General features: G+C 40.9%; 21 protein-coding genes. 12 read left to right on the plus strand and 9 right to left on the minus strand.

Going from position 1 to position 21,979, the window contains the following annotated elements:
• The first annotated feature begins 289 nt into the window (after window positions 1-289).
• The 4 genes from GTQ43_RS03425 (at window position 290) to GTQ43_RS03440 (ending at window position 5,764) form a co-directional block, all read left to right on the plus strand.
• A complete protein-coding gene (locus GTQ43_RS03425; RefSeq protein ID WP_265270733.1) occupies window positions 290-1,072 on the plus strand; it encodes a GNAT family N-acetyltransferase in 783 nt (260 codons plus the stop codon).
• Between the two features lie 139 nt (window positions 1,073-1,211).
• Window positions 1,212-2,825 (plus strand): glycosyltransferase family 39 protein, encoded by a 1,614-nt coding sequence (locus GTQ43_RS03430; protein ID WP_265270735.1) that lies wholly within the window; start codon window positions 1,212-1,214, stop codon window positions 2,823-2,825.
• Between the two features lie 448 nt (window positions 2,826-3,273).
• Window positions 3,274-4,896 (plus strand): glycosyltransferase family 39 protein, encoded by a 1,623-nt coding sequence (locus GTQ43_RS03435; RefSeq protein ID WP_265270737.1) that lies wholly within the window; start codon window positions 3,274-3,276, stop codon window positions 4,894-4,896.
• A 148-nt stretch (window positions 4,897-5,044) separates the two neighbouring features.
• Window positions 5,045-5,764 (plus strand): DUF4079 domain-containing protein, encoded by a 720-nt coding sequence (locus tag GTQ43_RS03440; protein ID WP_265270739.1) that lies wholly within the window; start codon window positions 5,045-5,047, stop codon window positions 5,762-5,764.
• A gap of 42 nt (window positions 5,765-5,806) precedes the next feature.
• Here GTQ43_RS03440 and GTQ43_RS03445 read toward each other — a convergent pair whose 3' ends face one another.
• Together GTQ43_RS03445 and cobU are read right to left on the minus strand one after the other, a co-directional pair.
• Window positions 5,807-6,226 (minus strand): hypothetical protein, encoded by a 420-nt coding sequence (locus tag GTQ43_RS03445; RefSeq protein WP_265270741.1) that lies wholly within the window; start codon window positions 6,224-6,226, stop codon window positions 5,807-5,809.
• A 35-nt stretch (window positions 6,227-6,261) separates the two neighbouring features.
• Window positions 6,262-6,825: a bifunctional adenosylcobinamide kinase/adenosylcobinamide-phosphate guanylyltransferase gene (gene cobU / locus GTQ43_RS03450; RefSeq protein ID WP_265270743.1), complete on the minus strand. Its 564-nt coding sequence runs from the start codon at window positions 6,823-6,825 to the stop codon at window positions 6,262-6,264.
• A 215-nt stretch (window positions 6,826-7,040) separates the two neighbouring features.
• On the opposite strand from cobU, the gene GTQ43_RS03455 reads away from it, so the two are divergent.
• From GTQ43_RS03455 to hpsU, 4 genes are all read left to right on the plus strand, one after another.
• A complete protein-coding gene (locus GTQ43_RS03455; protein ID WP_265270745.1) occupies window positions 7,041-7,850 on the plus strand; it encodes a hypothetical protein in 810 nt (269 codons plus the stop codon).
• A gap of 134 nt (window positions 7,851-7,984) precedes the next feature.
• Window positions 7,985-8,917, plus strand: a complete 933-nt coding sequence (locus GTQ43_RS03460; RefSeq protein WP_265270747.1) for a glycosyltransferase family 2 protein — start codon at window positions 7,985-7,987, stop codon at window positions 8,915-8,917.
• Between the two features lie 23 nt (window positions 8,918-8,940).
• Window positions 8,941-9,897, plus strand: a complete 957-nt coding sequence (locus tag GTQ43_RS03465; protein WP_265270749.1) for a glycosyltransferase family 2 protein — start codon at window positions 8,941-8,943, stop codon at window positions 9,895-9,897.
• Window positions 9,898-9,985: 88 nt separating this feature from the next.
• Window positions 9,986-10,555, plus strand: a complete 570-nt coding sequence (gene hpsU / locus GTQ43_RS03470) for a hormogonium polysaccharide biosynthesis acetyltransferase HpsU (RefSeq protein ID WP_265270752.1) — start codon at window positions 9,986-9,988, stop codon at window positions 10,553-10,555.
• A 197-nt stretch (window positions 10,556-10,752) separates the two neighbouring features.
• Here hpsU and GTQ43_RS03475 read toward each other — a convergent pair whose 3' ends face one another.
• From GTQ43_RS03475 to GTQ43_RS03485, 3 genes are all read right to left on the minus strand, one after another.
• On the minus strand, window positions 10,753-11,694 hold the full coding sequence (locus GTQ43_RS03475; RefSeq protein ID WP_265270753.1) for a LysR family transcriptional regulator: 942 nt from the start codon (window positions 11,692-11,694) through the stop codon (window positions 10,753-10,755).
• Window positions 11,695-11,937: 243 nt separating this feature from the next.
• Entirely contained in the window at window positions 11,938-12,732 is a 795-nt protein-coding gene (locus tag GTQ43_RS03480) for a BMC domain-containing protein (protein WP_265270755.1), read from the minus strand.
• Between the two features lie 57 nt (window positions 12,733-12,789).
• Window positions 12,790-13,563, minus strand: a complete 774-nt coding sequence (locus tag GTQ43_RS03485; protein WP_265270757.1) for a transferase — start codon at window positions 13,561-13,563, stop codon at window positions 12,790-12,792.
• Here GTQ43_RS03485 and GTQ43_RS03490 point away from each other — a divergent pair.
• Window positions 13,562-13,687, plus strand: a complete 126-nt coding sequence (locus GTQ43_RS03490; protein WP_265270759.1) for a hypothetical protein — start codon at window positions 13,562-13,564, stop codon at window positions 13,685-13,687. The two genes, GTQ43_RS03485 and GTQ43_RS03490, sit on opposite strands and share 2 nt — an antisense overlap.
• A 63-nt stretch (window positions 13,688-13,750) precedes the next feature.
• On the opposite strand, the gene GTQ43_RS03495 is transcribed toward GTQ43_RS03490, so the two are convergent.
• The 4 genes from GTQ43_RS03495 to GTQ43_RS03510 all read right to left on the minus strand — a co-directional run bounded on the left by GTQ43_RS03495 (window position 13,751) and on the right by GTQ43_RS03510 (window position 16,574).
• Window positions 13,751-15,418: a ribulose bisphosphate carboxylase small subunit gene (locus tag GTQ43_RS03495; protein ID WP_265270761.1), complete on the minus strand. Its 1,668-nt coding sequence runs from the start codon at window positions 15,416-15,418 to the stop codon at window positions 13,751-13,753.
• Between the two features lie 102 nt (window positions 15,419-15,520).
• Entirely contained in the window at window positions 15,521-15,823 is a 303-nt protein-coding gene (locus GTQ43_RS03500; protein WP_265270762.1) for a EutN/CcmL family microcompartment protein, read from the minus strand.
• A gap of 6 nt (window positions 15,824-15,829) precedes the next feature.
• Window positions 15,830-16,174: a carbon dioxide-concentrating mechanism protein CcmK gene (locus tag GTQ43_RS03505; RefSeq protein ID WP_010995041.1), complete on the minus strand. Its 345-nt coding sequence runs from the start codon at window positions 16,172-16,174 to the stop codon at window positions 15,830-15,832.
• Between the two features lie 91 nt (window positions 16,175-16,265).
• The gene (locus tag GTQ43_RS03510) at window positions 16,266-16,574 is read right to left on the minus strand and encodes a carbon dioxide-concentrating mechanism protein CcmK (RefSeq protein WP_012410633.1); all 309 of its coding nucleotides are present in this window, start codon (window positions 16,572-16,574) and stop codon (window positions 16,266-16,268) included.
• Between the two features lie 645 nt (window positions 16,575-17,219).
• Here GTQ43_RS03510 and GTQ43_RS03515 point away from each other — a divergent pair.
• From GTQ43_RS03515 to GTQ43_RS03525, 3 genes are all read left to right on the plus strand, one after another.
• Window positions 17,220-19,076 carry an NAD(P)H-quinone oxidoreductase subunit F gene (locus GTQ43_RS03515; protein WP_265270826.1) on the plus strand — a complete coding sequence of 619 codons (1,857 nt, stop codon included), beginning with the start codon at window positions 17,220-17,222 and terminating at the stop codon, window positions 19,074-19,076.
• Window positions 19,077-19,225: 149 nt separating this feature from the next.
• A complete protein-coding gene (locus GTQ43_RS03520; protein ID WP_265270827.1) occupies window positions 19,226-20,731 on the plus strand; it encodes an NADH-quinone oxidoreductase subunit M in 1,506 nt (501 codons plus the stop codon).
• Window positions 20,732-20,847: 116 nt separating this feature from the next.
• Window positions 20,848-21,978 (plus strand): CO2 hydration protein, encoded by a 1,131-nt coding sequence (locus GTQ43_RS03525; RefSeq protein WP_265270828.1) that lies wholly within the window; start codon window positions 20,848-20,850, stop codon window positions 21,976-21,978.
• Window position 21,979 lies beyond the last annotated feature (1 nt).

Here is a 21,979-nt window from a genome sequence, read left to right on the forward strand (position 1 = left end):
TGCCACTAGTAAAAACTTATATACATCCGGGTTTGTGTGAATTAGTATAACTTGCATTTATAGCGTAGATCAAAGGAAAATTTTGTATCTTATTGCCAGATTTTTTTGGAATTAATGTCCATAATAAAAGCACTCTACCTCTAATACAAGATAGTAAGAAAACTCTCTAGAGGTTATTTTATCAAAAACCGTCTCAATCACACTTCGACACATTAATGCATAATGTGAGCTATTTGCATAGTGCCTAAATTCTAGCAGGATATGTTCGCTAATCTAAGTAGGAAGATCGATGGAAGTTTCTGGATGCAATATCAATTACCCACTAAATCCTCTTTCCTCTCTTGAAGATTTTCCCGTTATTCAAACTGAAAAATATATCCTCCGGCTGGCTTCAACTGAAGAAGAATTAGAATCAATTTTTCGGTTGCGTTTTGAAGTTTTTAATCTGGAACTAGGTTTAGGATTCTCCACTTCTAATTTTACCCAGATGGATATAGATAAGTTTGATGCCGTTTGCCATCATTTAATCCTTATCTCTAAACAAACGGGTAAAACAATTGGAACTTATCGGATGCAAACCTATACAATGGCTTCTCAAAGACTAGGCTTTGATGCTGCTGATATATTTAATCTTAATGCAATTCCTAATTCTGTGCTTCAGACATCAGTAGAAGTTGGCCGTGCATGTATAGCTAAAGAATATCGCAATATTCAGGCACTTTTACTACTCTGGGAAGGGCTGGCAAATTATCTGATCTGGAGTAAAAACCAATATTTTTTTGGCTGTGCATCATTACTAACACAATGTCCTCGGCAAGCTACTTGTACTTATGATTATTTTCGACAAAATGGCTTGATGCATCCGAGTATTTTGGTTTATCCAAATTCACAATCTTGTCTAGAATTGCCTCAAAAATGTCCAGATTTATCCTATGTTGAAATTCCTAAAATTTTGCAAGCATACTTGAATATTGGAGCTAAAATATGTAGTGTTCCAGCTATTGATACTCAGTTTAAGACTATTGATTTTCTAACTATGTCTAATACCAAAGACTTTGCAAGATGGCGTTAACAAATTTTGTCAGAATTCTCTTTTGCACCAACAAATCTGAGTTATAGGTACAGAAACAATAGGAACATTTCTGATATTTTACTCTACATAATTCATAGCGATCGCAATTATTTTAGACATTTCATTGGGAAACCTACTTATGCGCCATCTCAAATTTGCTCCGAGTTGGTTGCGATATTTAATTATTTTCTTATTGTTGATGGGAATATCATTTCGGTTTTTTAACCTTGATGGCAAAGTTTACTCCCATGACGAAACTTACACCTCATTGCGAATTTCTGGTTACACAATAACTGAAGTAAAAAAGCAAATTTTTAATAATCGTGTCATTGCTGGAGAAAGTTTTGCCCAGTTTCAAGGTGCAAATCCAGAGAAAAACTTAAATGACACAATTATGACTTTGGCTAAAGAAGATTCTTACCATCCACCGCTTTATTACATAATAGCCAGATTCTGGATGCAAATCTTTGGTAATTCGGTGACAGCGATTAGAAGTTTATCTGCTTGCATCAGTTTGCTGGTTTTTCCTTGTGTTTATTGGCTATGTCGAGAATTATTTAATGTACCATTATCAGTTCCGAGTGTAGCGATCGCACTCGTGGCAATTTCTCCAATTCAGCTAGTATACGCCCAAGAAGCACAAGAATATATTCTCTGGTTGGTCACTATATTGCTATCAAGTGCATCTCTGCTGCGAGCAATGCGCCTGGAAGATGAGCTACTGAAAGAACGACAGCGACCAGATTTATTTGCCATCTGGAGCATTTATGCAGTAACTTTAGCTATCAGTCTTTATATATTTCTTTGGAGTGCATTTGTTGCAGTTGCTCACGGAATTTATGCGATCGTCACGGCTAAATTTCAGTTGACTAAAACTGTCAAAACTTATCTACTAGCATCACTGGTAGGTTTTTTAGCCTTCATGCCTTGGATAACAGTTGTAATCGGTGACTTTTTTCAATTTCTGATTTCAGCAGATAAGACAACAACGCAGTCATCTTTGATGCCTATAGTTCCATTTTTGTTGATGCAATTAAGCCGAATTTTTTTTGATGTAGACCTGAGATCAGATAATTATCTAGGTAATTCAATTATCCCAATTTTTTTAATTTTAGTAGGATATTCAATTTATTTTCTTTGCCAAACAACTAATTATAAAATCTGGTTTTTTCTGATGGCATTGATTGTAGTACCAGCACTACCCCTAATAGTACCAGGTTTAATTGCTGGGGGCATCCAATCATCTACTGAAGCATACTTTATCCCATCTTATTTAGGAATACAAGTTACTATTGCTTATCTACTAGCTACACAATTAGCTAATGCTAGCGTGTCACGGCGGAGCATTTGGCACATAATTCTGGCATTAGTAATTATTTGTGGTCTGATTTCTTGTAAAGTGAGTTCTCAGGCAGAAACTTGGTGGAATAAGGGTATAAGCTATGATCATCCACAAGTAGCCCAAATCATCAATCAGGCTGCTCATCCACTTTTGATTAGTGATGCTTTGAACAATAACTATGGGAATATCTTTTCTCTGAGCTATCTTTTGGAACCAAAAGTACGATTTTTGCTGGTGAATAACCAAAAAACTCCTAAAATTCCTAATGGTTATACTGATGTATTTTTATTCAATCCTTCAGATACTTGGCGCGAAACAATAGAAACAAAATATAAATCAAATACAGATATTGTTTATAGTGATAAATATTATTCGGTCTGGAAATTGACTAAACGCAGAAGCGCAGAGTAAACCTAATATATTAGGACTTACGCACTTTCCAAATAACTTATGATGTGCATTAATATAAACAACTGTTTCAGGTTTTTCATTGATGGTAAATAGACCCGCATCGTAGGGTCAATTCATGAATTGCCCCTACGATGGATCTGGTTTTTCCAATCATCTATACTTGGTTTTTCCTGTCAATGCGTAAGTCTTATATATAGGAATCATATTTTATTTCTGAATAAAAGTAGTTACTGTGGGGTGCGTTAGGATGAAATCTGTAACGCACCATTTGTAAGGCTTTGGTGCGTTACGACGTTCCGTCTAACACACTCTACAAACACTTAGATTTTTTCAGAAATCAGATAGTAATCCTATAGTAGTCCTAAATCATTCGGGGAAAGTTAGATCGCCGATTTGTTAAAGAAGGCGGCGATCTGAACACTGCAACAAGTTATTATAAAGTTTAATTATGTCGCATCTCAAACTTACTCTAAATAGGTTGCGGTTTCTCATTGTCGTTCTGTTGCTGGTGGGTATATTCTTTCGCTTTTTTAACCTTGACCGTAAAGTTTACTGGCATGATGAGACTTTTACTTCCTTGCGGATTTCTGGTTATACGGCAAATGAAGTCAGGCAGCAAATATTTAATGGTCGCATAATTACAAAAGAAAGTTTTGCCAAATTCCAAATTTCCAATATAGAAAAAGGCTTAATTGACACAATCAACTCTTTGGAAACAGAAGATCCACAGCATCCACCATTGTATTATCTAATTGCTCGGTTTTGGGTGGGAATCTTTGGCAATTCGGTGACGGTAATTAGAAGTTTATCTGCCTTTATCAGCTTGTTGATTTTTCCCAGTATTTATTGGTTATGTCGAGAATTATTTAAAGCATCAGTATGGGTATCGGAGGTTGCGATCGCACTTATGGCAATCTCCCCTATTCATCTAGTATACGCCCAAGAAGCACGAGAATATATTCTCTGGATTGTGACTATATTGCTATGCAGCGCCTCATTGTTACGAGCATTACGGCTAGAATCTAAGGGTAAAGCACACATCTTAAATTGGGGAATATACACCGTAACTTTGGCACTCACTTTTTATACATTTTTGTTGAGTGGATTTGTCGCAATTGCTCATGGAATTTATGTAATCGCTACTGCAAAATTTAGGTTGACGGGGACAGTGAAAGCTTATTTATTCGCATCTCTAGCAGGGTTTTTAGCTTTTACACCTTGGATACTGGTTCTAATCGATAACTCTTTGCAATTTGCTAGTTCAACAGATTGGGCAAAAATGCAGTTTCCTCTAGAGATTTTAATTAAATCTTGGCTTTTACAGTTGAGCCGGATTTTTATTGATTTAAACTTTGGTTTTGAAAATACCTTTAGCTATATAATTACGCCAATATTTTTAAGTTTTATTGGATATTCTATTTATTTTCTTTGTCAAAGAACTAACTATAAAATATGGTTTTTTATTGTAACGTTAATTGTGATTCCGGCGTTACCTTTAGTGTTACCAGATTTAATTTTTGGGGGTATCCGCTCACTTTCAGAGCGCTATTTATTGCCTTCTTATTTGGGCATTCAATTAGCTGTTACTTACCTAATAGCTACGCAACTAAATAATGAGAGTCTTATCCGCCGGAGAATCGGGCAAACAATCATGGGACTAATTATTATTTGTGGGCTAGTTTCTTATGGAGTGAATTCTCAGGCAGAAACTTGGTGGAGTAAGGTTATTAGCTATGGTAATCCCCAAATTGCGAAAATTATCAATCAGGCTACTCATCCACTTTTGATTAGTGATGATTTGGGTATTAATTATGGCAACATCTTTTCTCTCAGCTATCTTTTGCAGTCAAAAGTGCAGTTTCAATTAATAAAAGGCCAAACTATTCCCAATATTCCTGATGAATTCACAGATATTTTTTTACTAAATCCTTCAGATATTTGGCGCAAGCAAATAGAAACAAGTTACAAATATAAAACATTTGTTGTATATAGTGACAATAATTACTTGCTCTGGAAGTTAGAAAAATCTCGTTCATTACAATACATAATTTTGTTCAAAAATAAAATATGATTCCTATATTTATTAGGTTTATTAAAATAACCTGAAAATCATAGAAATTAATCTTAAACAGATTCTCATCTGAAATTAATTTAAGTGGTACTACGATGCTTTAAATTGTCCTTTGAGATGAATTTAATGATTCATTAAAAGGTGTTGTATGCAACTAACAGATTTTCTTGGTCTTTTACATCCAGCGATCGCAGTCATATTCGTATTTCCACTTATTGGTACAGTGATTAATTTTGCTTGGCAAACACGCCAACGCAGATTGCAAATTTTAGCTGGGAATAAGAGCAAAATTCCCCCCGTGGTGGGCACAGAACATAAGCAGTTAGGCGAAAGACTAACAAGTGCAGTTGTCGGATTAACTTTAATCGGCTTAAGCTACCCGATTGGCAAAAATATTATCAAAAATGAATTGTGGAATAAAGCGCCTTTTCAAGTTGTTTTTATCCTGTTAATATTTGCTGCAACTATCGCCTCATTAGTATTTCTCTATCGGGCAAGACAGCGATTGTGGCGGGGAGTTTTTGCAACTTTAACTGGTGCAGGTTTAGTAATTATCGGTTGTCAGGATGGAGTATATCGTCTCTCTAATGAGTGGTATTGGTCACATTATTATATTGGCATTACCGCAGCAATGCTGATGATTTTTTCATTAGCGATTGTTCAAGATATTTATCAAGATAAGTCCAATCTTTGGCGTACAGTCCACACAATTTTAAACTGCATTGCTTTATTACTATTCATTGGACAAGGCATGACAGGAACACGAGACTTATTAGAAATTCCCTTAAGTTGGCAAGAACCTTATATTTATCAGTGTGATTTTACAAATAAAACTTGTCCAACGCCAAATTCTCAACCACTAAAGTAAACTAAGGAACTTCCAAGAAATAAATCATTTAATATTCTTTATTTATGCAATATTGTCTACAAGCCGATCGCAAATTGTTTTGAGTTGCTCTTGAGTTTTTATTGGCTCTCGCGGTGCTGGCAATTCTGTATTAGGCCAGTTGGGTAAGCTATTGCAAGGACATAACAATGCTGGCATCCCGACATTTCGAGCGGCTACTGGCATACTGCAACGACCACAAGGCACGAGATCCCATGCTGGTGTTAACAGTTCAGCAATTGTTTCTTGTGTACCCTCTAAGTGACAATCACCTGATTCTGGGGAAATAATTTTTTGCCAGCACTCTTCAAATTCTTCACTATAGCGATCGCCATTTAGCACCGATAGCGGCAAAATGCTTGCCTTACCGTTGCCCGTAATTACTTTCTTGCCTAACTGAAACCAGTAGGCAAGGTATCCTCTAACTTGTTGTTTAGTTGCCATAAGACAATTTTAGATTTTAGATTTTAGATTTGGGATTAAAAATCTTGATTCGTGACTTCTCTGTTGGGCAATGGTGAACCAAGGACGCTGAGATTGAGAACATAACCACCAGTAACTAAATAAACAGTTTCACTAAGTGTAGCTAGCTGGCGAACCAAAGAACCCAGGCGATCGCGGAACGTTCTCCCAAGGGGATAAGCTGGTACTACACTCCAACCCACTTCTTCTGCTACAAACACCATATCAGCAGCAACGAGATCCACTGTCTCTAATAGCTCTGCAAGAATATTTTCCCAGCTAGATTTATCCTCTTCTAATAGATTAGCAACCCAAGTTCCTAAAGAATCAATTAAAAGGCAGGTATGGGGTTTGGCATCAGCAAGGGTAGCAGACAGTTCCACGGGTACAGATAGAGTTACCCAGTCTGAGGGACGACGTTGTTGGTGTTCTAAAATGCGTTGATGCCACTCCCGATCGTCTAGGTTATCAGTGGCTGTTGCTACGTAAATAATTGCTTTTCCTGACTGCATCGCCAGAGTTTCCGCCCATTCACTTTTACCAGATCGTGCTGGCCCTGTTACTAAGATGACTTTACCCAAAGTTGTTTCCTGAGTATCTTAACAATAAGTAGCTAGTTGTAATTTATCACCACAGTTTTTAGTTCATAGGTAAGATTTTTGGCTTGAAATAACTTTTAAGGGATAAAATTAGCACCAGCGCCATTGATATCACAACTGGCAAAAGCCAAGAACCCCAACAACCCCATTTTTGATTATTCAACACCATTGGGGACAGCAAAATTTAGGATGTCTTTATGAACGCAGGTTTAAAACGCATTGAAGCAACTCTACACGATTTAGGGAATCGCGGCACTGCCTCTGCTGCTGAAGTAGGTGATTCGACCACAAAACGGCCTTTCTCCTTTAGAATCAGCGTCGGAGCCAACGAATCCACAGAAAGTACACAAACTGCATCCTCTCAGGAAGAACAAACAGTTGACTTGAGTGGAAATACTGAGAGTGATTATCCTCCTGAACAAAATTTCTTTCCTCACCACGACTCTGTGCAGACCTTTCAAACACAAGAGAATGGTAGCAGAACACCCAGCCTACCCAAGTTAAAAACTCCGACCTTTAGTAGCCATCGCCACGGGGCAAATCCCGGATTAGCGATGAATCTATTACAAGAAATTCAAGAAACCGTCGCTGGTTGGCAAATAGAACTGCAAAATATTTTGAACCAAATTCAGGATCTTTACTTAGAAGGCCCAATTGTCAATGGCTGGTTAGAATCCAATCCCACCGAACCAGAACCAGGAGGAACGGCAACACTGCGCCATGCAGAAGTCGATCGCCTGATGAACTACGTAGAAGAAATTTGTGCTAGTGGTGGGAAGGTATCATATAAATCATCTATTAATGGCTACCGCCTCTGTGGTGTAGATGATGCTGGTAAAGTCTGGTCACGCCCATGTCCGGCGGATCAGGTTCCTAATGTTAGTATGGCGATCGCCCGTTATCAAAAGTTACGTCAACTGTTGGGGCGCAAACAATCTTTAGAAACCCGCCTCAGTCAACTAGCCCAAACACTTGTAGTTTTACACAGTCATATTCAACAAACGTGAAGTTTTAAAGATTATTTCCGAATAAACTCGGTTGGTGGGTCGGTAACTTTTGGTTTAGATTAACTCTCAGGAGGTGTGCGTTGGATTTAAGATTTTTATCTAAAATCCCAAATCTCAAATCCAAAATTAAATCTATGCCAGATCCCCAAATCTCTGCTATCATCTGTACCCACAATCGAGATACCTATTTAGGGGCTGCAATTGATAGTCTTTTAGCGCAGGATTTTACTGCTGACTTTGAAATTGTAGTCGTTGATAATGGGTCTAGCGATCGCACCCGTGAGGTTGTAGAACAAAGGGCCCACAATCCGCGCCTGAAGTATGTATTTGAACCCACCATTGGTTTATCTGTCGCCCGCAACACGGGTGCAAAAGTAGCTAGTGGTGATATTCTTGCTTATCTGGATGACGATGCTGTTGCTAGTCCTGGCTGGCTACAAGTTTTATATTTTGCCTATTACAATAATTCTAAACTAGCGATCGCAGGTGGCAAAGTCACTCTCTTATGGCCCCCAGGAATTATACAACCAAAATGGCTCTCTCCAGGGCTAGCTGCAAATCTGGGTGCATACGACTTGGGTGATAACAACATCTACATCGAGCAACCTGGCTTAACACCCAGAGGCTTAAATTACTCCATCCGCCGCAGTTTCCTAGAAGAAATTGGCGGTTTTGATCCTCATCTCGGTCGAGTGGGGAAAAATCTATTGTCAAATGAAGAACTGCAAATGACCGAATTTGCTCTACAGCGTGCTTGGCAAGTTGCTTATCTTCCCGAAGCGCTGGTTGCTCACAATGTTTCACCAGAACGCCTCCAACGCTCCTGGTTTTTAAATCGGGGTTGGTGGCAAGGTATCAGTGAATGCTATCGAGAACAACTCGCCGGAAAAGCTGGAATCGCTCAATTGCAGGGAGGTAGCGAACGATTTGTGCGCGGCTTGTATAAAGCATTGCAATATTTTTCTGATCCAGCAGAACGGTTTGACAAACTTGTATATGCTTACGGTCAGATTGGTTACTTAAATGCTGCTATTCAAGGTCTTTTATTCACATCAAATAAGAAATAACCAATAACTTAATTTATAGTGATATGTCATCTAAAATACCAGTTTCTGTACTAATTCCGGCAAAAAACGAACAAGCCAACTTACCAGCCTGTCTCGCTAGCCTCAGCAGAGCCGATGAAATATTTGTAGTAGATTCTCAAAGTACCGATAACAGCATTGAAATTGCAAAAAGTCACGGTGTCAATGTCGTACAATTCGACTTCAATGGACGCTGGCCTAAAAAGAAAAATTGGTCTTTAGATAATCTTCCTTTCCGTAACCAATGGGTGCTAATTGTAGATTGCGATGAGCGGATCACCCCTGAACTTTGGGAAGAAATTGACCAAGCAATTCAACATGATGAATATATCGGTTATTATCTCAACCGTCGCGTATTTTTCTTAGGAAAATGGATTCGCTATGGTGGGAAATATCCCGATTGGAATCTCCGTTTATTTCAACATAAAAAAGGTCGCTACGAAAACCTGCATACAGAAGATATTCCCAATACTGGAGATAATGAAGTTCACGAGCATGTGATTTTGCAAGGCAAAGTTGGGTATCTCAAAAATGATATGCTCCACGAAGACTTCCGCGACCTTTATCACTGGCTAGAACGACACAACCGCTATTCCAACTGGGAAGCCAGCGTTTATTTTAATATTCTTACAGGTAAAGATGATAGTGGCACTATCGACGCGAATCTATTTGGTGATGCAGTGCAACGCAAGCGCTTTTTGAAAAAAGTATGGGTACACCTGCCATTTAAACCCTTTTTACGGTTTGTTTTATTTTATATAATTCAACGCGGTTTTTTGGATGGCAAAGCTGGATATATCTATGCACGCTTGCTGAGTCAATATGAATATCAAATTGGCGTTAAACTTTACGAATTACGCAACTGTGGTGGTCACTTGAATACTGCAACTACCCCAAAGGAAGAAGCAGGGAAGCAGGGGAGTAGAGAAGCAGAGGTAAAGCTATTGACCATTGACTCATAACTCTGCCAATTTTAGATTTTGAATTTTGGATTGAAGGAAAAATTTAAAATCTAAAATCTAAAATCTAAAATCTAAAATCCAAAATCGAATGACTAATGACCAACCTTTCGTAGATTTACGCAAATATGACCAATCTTGGTTTGATCGGGGACGGCCAAGTTGGTATGTTTTATTATGGTGGCTTGTACAAGCGATCGCTTTTCCCCTCACTCCTCAACCATTAAATATTCTCCGTTGCGCTCTACTACGACTATTTGGCGCTAATATCGGCAAAGGCGTATTAATTCGACCTACCGCCCGCTTTACCTATCCTTGGAAAGTTACCATTGGCAACTATAGTTGGATTGGAGATAACGTAGTTTTATACAGCCTCGATCGGGTTAACATTGGTGAACACTGTGTAGTTTCTCAAAAAAGTTACCTCTGTACTGGTAGTCATGATATTCAAGACCCTGCCTTTGGGTTGAAAACAGCAAGTATCACTATTAATAATGGAGCATGGCTAGCAGCAGATTGTTTCATAGGGCCGGGAGTGCAAATCGGTGCTAATGCTGTGATTGGCGCTCGTAGTACTGTTTTAACTAGTATGCCTTCTGGACAGGTTTGTTGGGGAAGCCCCTGTCGTCCTAAAACGGTTCGGATAAAAAATACTCAGTAGAGAAGGCGATTTATCGCGTCTCTTGCCTTAACCGAACAGTATTGAGTCCTGTATTTTGTACCTAAATTATACCGTTTCTTTGTGAAGCTGCATATATTTACCCCCCGGCTACGCCGTCCCCCCGATGTGTTGGGGGGACTTATTATGTGCATCTTCATAAAGAACTGGTATTACTTCCAAAGTGCTGTAATTATGAATTACCCATTAAGTGGTTCAAGGTTACTATAAGGAGGATCAGTATTTTGATCTACAAAATTCTTTGCAGCAGCCAAGAGATAGTCATAATAAGCACGAGCGACGATAGATAGCTGCTTCCCTGCGGGGTAAACCATGTACCAATTTCGCTGAATGGGGAAGTGTTGGACATCTAAAATGCTAAAGTCTGAGACATCTGATAGTAAAGTATGACGAGATAAAACCGAAATTCCTAAACCACCTGCGATCGCTTGTTTAATTGCTTCGTTACTTCCCAACTCTAGCTTGACTTTTACTGTCACCCCTTGTTCTTCAAATAGGCTTTGGACGGCACGACGAGTTCCTGAACCTGGTTCTCGCATAATAAAAGGTTGGTTTGACAGGCGTTGGATCGGAATATTTTTCTCCTTGGATAACGGATGATTAATCGGTGCAAAGACTATCAAAGGATTTTCTAAAAATGCTTCGCAATTCACATCCATATTGTCTGGAACTTGACTCATAATATATAAGTCGTCCAGATTCTGACTCATCCGTTCCAAAATTTGTTCGTGATTCGTTACTTGCAGAGAGATATCAATCCCTGGATAAAGTTCGCAAAACGGCCCTAACAAACGTGGGATAAAATATTTTGCTGTTGTAATCACTGCCAAGCGTAATTGTCCCTGTTTTAGCCCTTTTAAATCTGCCACCTTCATTTCATACTGGGCTATATTTTCAAAAATCTGCCGACAAGTGGCAAATAATTCTCGTCCTGCCTCGGTGAGATACAACCGCTTCCCCACTTGCTCAAATAATGGCAACCCTACCGATTTTGTAAGTTGCTTAATCTGCATAGAAACGGTAGGTTGGGTGAGAAACAATTCCTCAGCAGCGCGAGTAAAGCTACTGTGTCGTGCCGCCGCCTCGAATACCTTTAACTGGTGCAGCGTCGCTTGCTTCAAAGGTGCTTCTCCTATATATAGCTATTCATCGATATATAATCAGTATTACTGAACAGTTGCAACTGCGATAGTAATACTTACAGAAAGTTACGAGTTTTATTATAGATAAAACTCTATTACTTCTATTAAAATAAAGGTATTTTATTTATGGATTTAAGAAGCTATTATCAGAACAACAAAAAAAGCGTAAGATCCCTTCCACTTCTTCCCGATGAATGATGATTTTCCCAAATTCATCTATCATCATTCATCATTCCATAATTCTTCGGCAATTTTTGTAGGTAACTTGGTTAAATCTGGTAATCTGAGTACCTCAATTTCAGCAACTTGTTCTTTATCTTTAATATTCACTGGTAAGTTTAAAGGTTGGTGTTTTTCTATCCAGCAGCTTGCTAATGGTAAGGTTTGCTCCATTTCGTCTAGTGGTCGGGGAATTACCATCACTGCATTTAATTCTCCAATGCGTTCTGCTTCAAACATTCCCGCTTCCACTGCTACCGCCACATTTGCTACGGAACCACGAATAATAGCTGTACACAAACCCCCACCAATTTTTTCGTAGGCTGCTAAATGAACATCAGCAGCTTTGAGCATGGCATCACACGCGCCTACCATCGCCGGAAATCCTCGTGTTTCTACCAAACCAATTGCTTGATTACTTAGACGGCTGTAATTGCCCTCTTCCATCAATTTAGTAAAACGGGTTGTGATGGGAAGTACTATATCTAGGTTGGGATAAGGACGGGGAATTACTAAGCTAGAAACCAACTGACCAAATTGTTCAGCCGTTTGGACACCAGATTCTACCGCTAGACGTACGTCAGCAATTCCACCCCGGACGATCGCAGTACAATAACCACCACCTATTTTTTCATACCCAACTAGATGGACTCCTGCTGATTTCAGCATCATATCCGCCGTTCCAACGATCGCGGGAAAACTGCGGGTAGAAACTAAACCCAAAGCAGTGTCCTGAAAGGTTTCATGACTACTCGCTCCCTCGATGGTATTCATAGACCGTTGATTAGATGTTTCCATTATGAACTTTCCCAGATAATCATAAAGCCGACAACTTACAATTAACACTTACTCAGACTAATCGTCAGAGTTTGGGTCGCTCAAGGATTGTCTATGGGGAAACAATGTAGTCAACAGTCTGTGTATGCTCCCTTGTCCATAAATTTGAGTGCCGAAACCGTTAGGGGATTCTGTAGTTAGCTGATTGGAGTCTGAATCCTGTTTTATAGACTCTTGGGCGGGTTCTTGCGAGGGGGGTTCAACATCCTTGGGTGCTTCCTCTACAGGGGGAGGCTGGCTTTCTGGAGTGGCGGGAGATTTAAAATAAGAAATCGACTTATTTTGTTTGAAATCCACAAAAGCCGCAGCTGAGAAGTTAGTTGAGGAAGTTACCTTTTCCTTAACTCCCCCTGAGCCATTTTCCTCTTCTTTTTGCGGTGGCGGACTTGTAGAAGCTGGGTTATTTGTAGATGGTTCCGGCTGATTTGTTTGAGCAATCTGCCGACTAGTGTCTCCTAAAATCGAACCAGGTGGAACTACTTGTCCAGGTTCAACTGAATAGTTAAAAACTGTTGTTGCTGAACCAATACAAGCATTTGCTCCAATTTTGCCCTTGCCAACCATCAAAAAACCGGCTCCCAGATTTGCCCCTGCTTCTACCTCTAGAGTTCCTTCATGGACTTGGAGAATTGCTCCCATCCCAATACAGACCCCTGGGCCAATGACGATCTTGCTGTTTTCAGCCGCTTGGAGGATGACCCCAGGTGCAAGTACTGCGCTTGGATGAATAGTCACCTCACCACTAATGTAAGAATCAAAATTATTGCTGAGGCGCAGTGACAGCACAGACATGAAAATTTTAACCTCGGAAGCCGGAATGGGGATGAAGAGGGGGGAGGCAGAGGAGGCAGGGGAGGCAGGGGAGGCAAGGGGAGCAGGGGAGGCAGGGGAAGACGAATTATTGATTAATGCCTAATGCCTAATGCCTAATGCCCAATGCCCAATGCCCAATGCCCAATGCCCCATTCCCCACTTACTGCTATGGTCTTTGAATGATCGTTTCTAATACCCGCCGCTTGGCTTTGGGTTCAATACCAATTAAGCGCACATATTCCCCTTGGAATTCGCCAAGGTGTTTTTCTACGGCTGCGATCGCTTCTCTTTCTGAGGAGGCTTGAATATGACCTGTACTAGTCCACGAACCAGTACGAAACCGTCGTTGGTCTACGTGTTCAATGCTAATTTTATAGCCGCCAGCCAGTAATTGCCGGAGTTGGTCTACTACTTCAGTACTCAACCGGGTACTGGTAGCTGTTGCTGTTGCCGTAGCAGTACCAGATCCTCCACTGCTAGTAAATGATGATTTCTGACTACCAGAGGTAGCTACTTGACCATTTGGACGTTGAATAATGGTTTCTAATACCCGCCGTTTAGCTTTGGCATCAATGCCGATTAAACGCACATACTCACCTGGATGGCTGGCTATACATTCTTCCAAAGCGGAGATTACTTGATTGCTGGAAGTTGCATCAATTGGCTTACAGCTAGTCCAGGAACCAGTACGGAAGCGGCGCTCATCTACGTGTTCTACGCCTATTTTGTAACCACCTGCCAAAAGTTGACGGATTTGGTCTAGAGTTTCGCCATTGACTTTGCCACTGCTAGAGCCGCTACCGTTACCGTTACCATTGCTGTAGCTGCCATTGCTATGACTACTATTAGGAGCTTTAAAGCTGGTAGCTGGTTTGGCATCATCATCCGGGCGTTGGATGATGTTCTCTAACACACGTCGTCTACCTTTGTCAATGCCAAATAGTCGGACATACTCCCCGCTATGGTCTCTTACACAGCTTTCTAATGCTGCGATCGCTTCACCGAGGGATCTCGGTTCGATTGGTTGGCAGCTAGTCCAAGAACCCGTGCGGAACCGTCTTTTGTCTACGTGTTCTGTACCAATCTTATACCCTTGTTCCAATAGATAGCGTAACTGATCTATTGTTTCTGCACCCAAGCTATTGCTCGCCACTTCACTACTCCTTTCCAACTCTAAAACAGTAATACCATTACCTGTATAAGATTTAGCAATTTCATCCCGAATGGGTGCTATACATTTGCTATCCGCAGCACAAAGATAACCAGCCCGTAGCGCCTGATTAATTCCAACCACATGATGAGCAAATTCCTTATCTTGATCTTGCACATCTGGCAAGCGGTCAGCTTGCTGCTGGCTAGTAATTATCGCTCCCGAAGGTACATACTTACCTGGGGGAATTTCTACGTCTTGAATCAAAGCGTGCATCATCACGATGCAACCTGCGCCTACCCTGGCATTAAACACCGTCGAGCGAAAGCCAATGAAGGAATTATCCCCTACATAAGCTGGCCCGTGAATTAGAGCCATGTGGGTAATGCAAGTATTCTTACCTACCCATACTGAGTATTTTTCTTGGTCATCGCCAATCACTCGACCTTGCTCTAACCCATGAATAACTACACCATCTTGAATATTAGTGTTTTCACCAAGATAAAAAGGTGTGCCTTCATCCGCTCTAATCGTAGTCCCCGGGGCAACGATTACATTTGCACCTATTCGTACATCCCCAATTAGATTGGAGAATGAATGTACAAAAGCAGTTTTATGGATGTCGGGTTCAGCTAAATTCCTTGACCACGGAGTTGGGGGTGCTGCCGTGCTGCGGACTGCCATTGCGAGATTCCTCCTGAAATTAAGTTATGAGTTATGAGTTATGAGTTATGAGTTTTAACTCCTCACTCCTCGCTCTTAACTCCTAACTTTTCTAACTGTTGACTATCGATATTGATCTTTTTTGCTGTAAATCATGCGATCTTCAACATAAATTGTATCTATGATCGCCACTACCACTGCATCTAGTGGCCTCTGTTCGTTGCCAATAACTTGACGAGCAACACTGCCACGACTGACAAGTACCCACTCATCTACACCTGCTCCCACACTATCTGCTGCTACCTCATATTGTGGGAGGATGTTTCCTTCTTCATCTACAAATTGTAATAACAGTAGCTTCACACCTCTGAGACTTGGATCTTTTTGGGTGCTAACTACTGTGCCGCGAACTTTGGCGACTTGCATTCCAAATTACGGTCTTCTACCGAAAGGACGAATTGCGTTCACATTTTCCCGGAATTGCTCTACATCTTCTGTATAACGAATTGGGAGAACGTATTCTAAGTTTTCGTGAGGACGAGCAATGATGTGAGTAGACAGCACTTGTCCACCGTTGACTCGCTTCACTGATTCAACACCTGCGGCTACAGAAGCTTGCACTTCTGAAACGTCACCCCGGACAATTACGGTAACTCGACCACTGCCGATTTTTTCATAACCTACTAGAGTTACACGAGCAGCTTTCACCATCGCATCAGCAGCTTCCACTACTGCTGGAAAGCCCAGCGTTTCAACCATTCCCACTGCAATTGACATTAGTTTTAATCCCTTTTTTATTGTTTTTAGCCTTGGACAAAAGTGATGCTCAAAAAAGCAAAGAGCGTTAATTACTTTTTTTAAACAGCTTTTAGGTACGGAACTGTTCCACAGCTTCGGTGTAACGAATTGGCAAGACGTATTCTAGGTTCTCGTGAGGACGAGCAATGATGTGAGTGGACAACACTTCACCACCAAATACTCTTTTCGCGGCTTCAACCCCAGCAGCTACAGAAGCTTGCACTTCCGATACATCTCCCCGAACTATCACGGTGACGCGAGCGCTACCAATTTTTTCATACCCTACTAAGGTGACACGGGCGGCTTTCACCATCGCATCAGCAGCTTCTACAACTGCTGGAAAGCCCTTCGTTTCAATCATTCCAACTGCAATTGGCATCGCAGAACTCCTACAAAATTAATGCAATCTGTACTGTCGTTTGAATTTTTGACGGGGAGAGCCTGATCTTATAGCTAAGAAAACACTTCCAAATTAAGCATAGGAAAGCTTGGCGTTCCTGGCAATATAAATTACTATAATAGTTTATGATAAGAAAGTTTTAAAAAACTTAACAAATATTTATCCGGGCTTTTGAGCAATTAAAGTTTACTGAATTACTTGAGCAGCCACTTATGCTTTATAATTTCTTTATCACATTTACAAAACGAGATTCATAACCAAGGTTAATTCTATCTGACGAGGGAAGATCGGCTGCTGTATCTATCTTTTGTAATGTTTTGCTGTATGTACAACGACTAGGTGAAAAGTATATAATCTTTTCAAATGTGTCCTATAAATTACTCTGTTCAAAGTAGAAATACAAATGTAAAAACAGAGGTAAAGTTAAGGCGAGTAAATGCTTTTACGTATGTAAAGTTATATTTTATCGAAGTTTAGTAGGGTAAAGCGAAGTAAAAATACTTTTGATAATTTAGTTTAAACAATAATAAAGAAATATTGATATTTTACTAAATTATTTTTTTAAATAAAAAGTTCTTGAAAATTTTTTTTAAAATAAAGGCTGAGTCATCAAGGTAAATTTAAATGGATCAATTTCTATTTTCAACAAGTTGGTTTGTGCCTTTATATAGCTTATTAGGTGCAGTTTTAACGTTGCCCTGGGGAATAGGAATAATTCAGCGAACAGGGCCAAGACCTGCGGCATACATTAACTTGTTGACAACTGTTGTGGCTTTTGTCCATAGTCTGTTTGTATTTAAAAATATCTGGGATAGAGAACCGGAAACTTTACTGGTGAATTGGTTCAAAGCTGCGGATTTAGACTTATCTTTTGCCTTGGAACTGTCACCAGTTAGTATTGGGGCAACAGTTTTAATTACAGGTTTAAGCTTACTGGCACAAGTTTACGCTCTGGGTTACATGGAAAAAGACTGGTCGTTAGCGCGTTTTTTTGCACTGCTAGGATTTTTTGAAGCAGCGTTGAGTGGTCTAGCAATCAGTGATTCTTTGTTTCTCAGCTATGCCCTTTTGGAAGTTTTGACGCTTTCAACTTATTTGCTGGTGGGATTCTGGTATGCTCAACCGCTAGTAGTGACGGCGGCGCGAGATGCATTTTGGACTAAACGGGTAGGAGACTTGTTGCTGCTGATGGCTGTGGTGACGCTTTCTACTTTAGCCGGGAGTTTGAACTTCTCAAATTTATATGAGTGGGCGCAAACAGCTAATTTAAGCCCAGTGACATCAACCTTGCTGGGGTTGGCGTTAATTGCTGGCCCGGCAGGGAAATGCGCCCAATTTCCCCTGCACCTGTGGTTAGATGAGGCGATGGAAGGGCCAAACCCGGCTTCGGTAATGCGGAACTCGCTGGTAGTCGCAGGTGGCGCTTATTTACTGTATAAATTTCAGCCATTGTTAGCACTGTCGCCAGTTGCCTTAAATGCCTTGGTAATTATGGGTACGGTAACGGCAATTGGGGCGACATTAGTATCTATAGCTCAAATTGACATTAAGCGATCGCTATCTCATTCCACCAGCGCATACATGGGATTAGTATTTTTGGCGGTGGGGTTACAGCAAGGGGGTGTAGCCTTGATGTTGCTGTTAACTCATGCGATCGCTAAAGCATTATTATTTATGAGTTCCGGTTCAGTCATCTTAACTACCCAAAGTCAAGACCTAACAGAAATGGGCGGACTTTGGTCGCGGATGCCAGCCACCACCACCGCCTTTATTGTCGGTTCGGCAGGGATGGTGACAGTGCTACCACTAGGAGGCTTCTGGGCAATGCTAGCATGGGCTGACGGTTTCGTGAATATTAGCCCTTGGGTAATTGGGGTTTTATTATTAGTCAATGGCTTGACAGCATTGAACTTAACTAGAGTATTCAGATTAGTCTTCTGGGGGAAACCGCAACAAAAGACCCGTCGGACACCGGAAGTTGCTTGGCAAATGGCTTTACCGATGGTGACTCTTACAGTCTTGACTTTACTTTTGCCCTTGATGTTACAGCAATGGTACTTACTACCAAATTGGGAAAGTATTAATTGGTATGTAGCATTAGCGTTGTTTGCTTCTACAGTATTGGGAGTAGTTGTCGGATCTACAGTTTATCTGCACAAAGCTTGGTCAAGATCCAGATTTTTAGCGTGGAGATTTGTGCAAGACTTATTAGGTTATGATTTTTATATTGACCGACTTTATCTCGTAACGGTAGTGAGTGCAGTCGCACTCTTATCTAAAATTTCTGCTTGGAGCGATCGCTATTTAGTCGATGGTCTAGTAAACTTAGTTGGGTTTGCGACAATTCTGGGCGGACAAACTTTAAAGTACAGCATTTCTGGCCAATCTCAGGGCTATATGTTGACCATCCTAGCAGTTGTCAGCGTCCTGGTTTTCTTCATCGGCTGGTCATCGGGTTTACTAGATAAATTGCCTTTTTAAAGAGGTTGGCATCAATAAAGTTAATTAGTGGGGGTTGTCATTTGTCATTTGTCATTGGGAAACTCTTCCCAATTCCCAATTCCCAATTCCCAATTCCCAATTCCCAATTCCCAATTCCCAATTCCCAATTCCCAGTTCTCCACTTGCTTATGCTTAGTGTTTTAATTCTAGTGCCGTTAATCGGTGCAGCTTTAATTGGTTTCTCGCCCTCTGTAATCAGTGGGAAATTTGCCCGTGGGGTAGCTTTAGTCTTTGCCACTATCGCTTTCTTGTGGACAATCGTACTAGCAATTCAGTTCCATCCAGGGGAAATCACTCAGCAGTTTGCCGAATCTGTCCTTTGGGTAGATGTCTTAGGTTTAAACTATAACCTGGGAATCGATGGTTTATCTTTGCCACTGCTGGTTTTGAATGGACTGTTAACTTCTATTGCCATCTACAGCAGCGATGAATCTCTTCAGCGTCCTAAATTTTATTATTCTTTGATACTATTATTAAGCGCTGGGGTGACTGGAGCTTTTCTGGCACAGGATTTACTGTTATTTGTCCTGTTTTACGAATTGGAACTAATTCCTCTGTATCTATTGATAGCTATTTGGGGTGGGGAAAAGCGGGGTTATGCGGCTACCAAATTTCTCATTTATACCGCCGTTTCGGGAATCTTGGTTTTAGCAAGTTTCCTTGGCATGGTTTGGCTGAGTGGTTCCTCTAACTTTGCACTAGCAACTTTAAACACTACGACTTTACCTTTAGCGACACAGCTTTTACTACTAGCGGGGATTTTGATTGGTTTCGGGATTAAAATTCCCTTAGTTCCCTTCCATACTTGGTTGCCAGATGCTCACGTTGAAGCTTCCACACCAATTTCACTGCTACTGGCTGGGGTGCTGTTGAAGTTGGGAACTTACGGCCTACTGCGGTTTGGCATGAACTTGTTACCAGAAGCTTGGGCTTATCTGGCTCCTTGGTTAGCGAGTTGGGCAGTGATAAGTGTACTGTATGGTGCATCCTGCGCGATCGCTCAAACCGATATGAAAAAAATGGTAGCATACAGTTCTATTGGACACATGGGCTATGTGCTGTTAGCGACGGCAGCTGCGACACCCTTGAGCGTATTGGGTGCTGTGATGCAGATGATTAGCCACGGTTTGATTTCCGCCATGCTGTTTTTGCTGGTAGGGGTTGTGTATAACAAAGCCGGAAGCCGAGATTTAGATGTTCTCCAAGGATTGCTGAACCCAGAACGGGGTATGCCTGTAATTGGTAGCCTCATGGTTTTGGGAGTTATGGCTAGCGCAGGGATACCAGGAATGGTTGGGTTTATTTCCGAATTCATCATTTTTCGGGGCAGTTTCCCAGTTTTTCCAGTGCAAACCCTACTATCAATGCTTGGTACTGGCTTAACTGCGGTTTACTTCCTAATCCTCCTCGACCGCGCCTTTTTTGGCCGCTTGTCTGCACAAGTTACTAACTTACCACGTGTGTATTGGAGCGATCGCATCCCGGCTGCAATTTTAGCTGTGCTGATTGTGATTTTCGGCATTCAACCCGCTTGGTTAGCACGCTGGACTGAACCAACAATTACAGCAATGGTAAATAGCCAAAACGTTGTATTAGCAGTGTCCTTAGATAAAGCAATGGGGACTAGGGATTAGGGCTTTTTAAAAGGCAGGGAAACAAGAAGCAGAGGAGTAAGTACCCATGCCCCATGCCCCATACCCAATGCCCAATGCCCAATGCCCTAATCCCTATACTTTTTGGAGAGATGGTAATGGTAACTATTAAAAAGAAAGCGGCTCACAATCCTTTAGCTGAGTATATTAAACGTCTGCAACAAGGAGAAGCATTACTCCCTGATAGTCCAGAAAATGTATTAGAAGTTGTTGGTATTCTTAAAAGCTATGGTGTAGTTTTAGATGCCTATTCAAATAATCTTAACTATATTGCTGAACATCAGTTTTTAGTATTTTTCCCATTTTTTAAATACTTTAATGGAGAGGTTTCTTTTCAAAAATTACTCCGTCATTGGTGGCACGATCGCATTAATTTTGAATATGCCGAATATTGCATGAAAGCCATGATGTGGCACGGCGGCGGCGGACTAGATACGTATTTAGATACAACAGAATTTAAAGAAAGAGCGCAAGCTGTTATCGCTGCAAAGTTTAAAAATAATCCCTTAGTTCCCGGTATTAACCAACTATTTCCAGATTTCTTAAGAGAATACTTGCGTGTCTCTGCTTACTACACAGGTTTAGGTCAATTCTGGCGAGTTATGGCTGATATGTTCCTCAGCTTATCAGACCTTTACGACCAAGGCAAAATTAAATCGATTCCCGAAGTTGTAAACCACATTAAAACAGCGTTAGTGGCAAATGCGTCAAACCCAATTACCTACGCCGTCAAAATTCGGGGTGAAGTCTATGAAATCATTCCCAAAAGTGTTGGTTTGACATTCTTAGCAGATACAGCAATACCTTATGTAGAAGCAGTATTCTTCCGGGGAACTCCTTTTCACGGTACAGTTTCATACAACGCCCAAGGATATCAAATTCCCCCAGATCAAACCCGATTTCAATATGGCGCATTGTATGCAGATCCTTTACCCATCGGCGGCGCGGGTATTCCTCCCACCTTGTTGATGCAAGATATGCGTCATTATCTCCCAGAATATTTGCACGAAATATATCGTCGTAGCCTCCGGGGTGAAGATGATTTGCGAGTCCAAATTTGCATGAGTTTCCAAAAATCGATGTTTTGTGTTACGACAGCAACGATTTTGGGATTGATGCCTCATCCTTTGGATACTAAAGATCCAAATGAGGAAAAAAATAATCGAGTTTATTTAGAGAAGTGGATGAGTCGGTTAGAAACTTCGCAGTTGCTGAATGTGAATAAATAGG

The sequence above is a fragment of the Nostoc sp. KVJ3 genome (assembly GCF_026127265.1).
Classification (GTDB): Bacteria; Cyanobacteriota; Cyanobacteriia; order Cyanobacteriales; family Nostocaceae; genus Nostoc.